At 39.6% G+C, this 1,540-nt stretch carries 1 protein-coding gene; it reads left to right on the top strand.

Annotated elements, in window-relative coordinates; genetic code table 11:
* Positions 1-218 precede the first annotated feature (218 nt).
* Positions 219-1,364, top strand: a complete 1,146-nt coding sequence (locus ACFFIP_RS18925; RefSeq protein ID WP_382389359.1) for an esterase — start codon at positions 219-221, stop codon at positions 1,362-1,364.
* Positions 1,365-1,540: the final 176 nt, after the last annotated feature.

Here is a 1,540-nt window from a genome sequence, read left to right as displayed (position 1 = left end):
ACAATTGCCAGTCTGATTTTTAAAAACTACCTTAGACATTGTTGTATTTTGTTCAACTCTAAAATAATAATTTTAGAGAAGATCAACAATAAAAAAAGGGTGTCTCGACTTTTCGGACACCCCCATTACATCCAGCCATCCCTGCATGGAACAAATGTTAAATTCATTTCCATGTTAATCCTTAAAAACTAACAATAAACAACACTATGAAAATAACCATGTTTAAATTCTTTCTTACAGCTCTTTTGGTAGTGGGAAGCACATTGCATATTAGGGCACAGGAAGTCAGTGCCATGCAGGCACCAAGTGTTATTTCACCTGAAATAGGTGCGGATAATTCTGTTACTTTTAGAGTGCTTTCTGAAACGGCCAATGCCGTTACCATCAACGGAAGTTGGTTGGGCTTTGGTCAGACCCTGCCCTTGATAAAAGGAGAACAGGGTGTTTGGTCCATCACTATTGATCCCTTGCCTTCTTCCATGTACCACTACAATTTTTTTATTGATGGGGTAGCTGCCATTGATCCTACTAACCCCCATGCATTGAGAGATGGTACCCGTTATGCCAGTTTATTGATGGTTCCGGGTGAGGGTTCAGAATTGTTTCAAATGAATGATACCCCAAGAGGAAATCTTTCCCAAGTGTGGTATGATTCACCTTCTTTGGGTATGAACCGAAGAATGTATGTGTACACTCCCCCAGGATATACTTCTGGAAATGATTCCTATCCAGTTTTGTATTTGTTGCATGGTGGGGGAGGGGATGAAGATGCGTGGACTTCCCTGGGCAGAGCAAATTTAATTTTAGACAATTTAATTGCGCAAGGTAAATCTAAACCCATGATTGTTGTCATGCCCAATGTCAATGCCTGGCAGACTTCTACTTTAAGGCAGGTGCCGGGAACACCGCCTGTTACCCGTGAAAGCTATATCAAATATCAGGGGCAATTTGAAAAAAGCCTGGTAGAAGATATCATTCCATATATGGAAAAGAATTATAGAGTAAAGAAAGACAAAAATAGTCGTGCCATAGCAGGGTTATCCATGGGAGGAGGGCATACCATCAATGCCTCTACAAATTATCCAGGGACATTTGGTTATATAGGTGTTTTTAGCAGCGGTATTTTCAACCAAAGTGAGAACATGGCGGAAATGCAGAAAAAGTTTTTGGTATTGAAGGAAAGTGGGGTTTCCAAATATTGGGTAGCCTGTGGTGTCGATGATTTTGTGATGGAATCCAACAAAAGGCTGTTGGAAGTTTTAAAGAAAACTGATTTTGAACATGAATACTTTGAGAATGAAGGAGGGCATACCTGGGCCAACTGGAGAGAATATTTGAGTTTATTTGCTCCGATGTTGTTTTGATTGAAATTTTCACAACATGTTTCTGAGATTTGTGTTCCTGCTCTGTAAAACAAAAAAGGGGCTGTCCGAAAAGGGCAGCCTTTTTTATGCTGCAATTTTTTGATTTTGAAAATCTAAAGTCATGATTGGGGATTTTTGATTAGATTTTTTCCTTGACACGTATAATACTGGTCGAC

Source organism: Fontibacter flavus, from assembly GCF_042432905.1.
Taxonomy (GTDB): Bacteria; Bacteroidota; Bacteroidia; order Cytophagales; family Cyclobacteriaceae; genus Fontibacter; species Fontibacter flavus.
The sequence above is the reverse complement of the archived record's forward strand: the minus strand, read 5'-3'. Positions and strand labels throughout refer to the sequence as shown.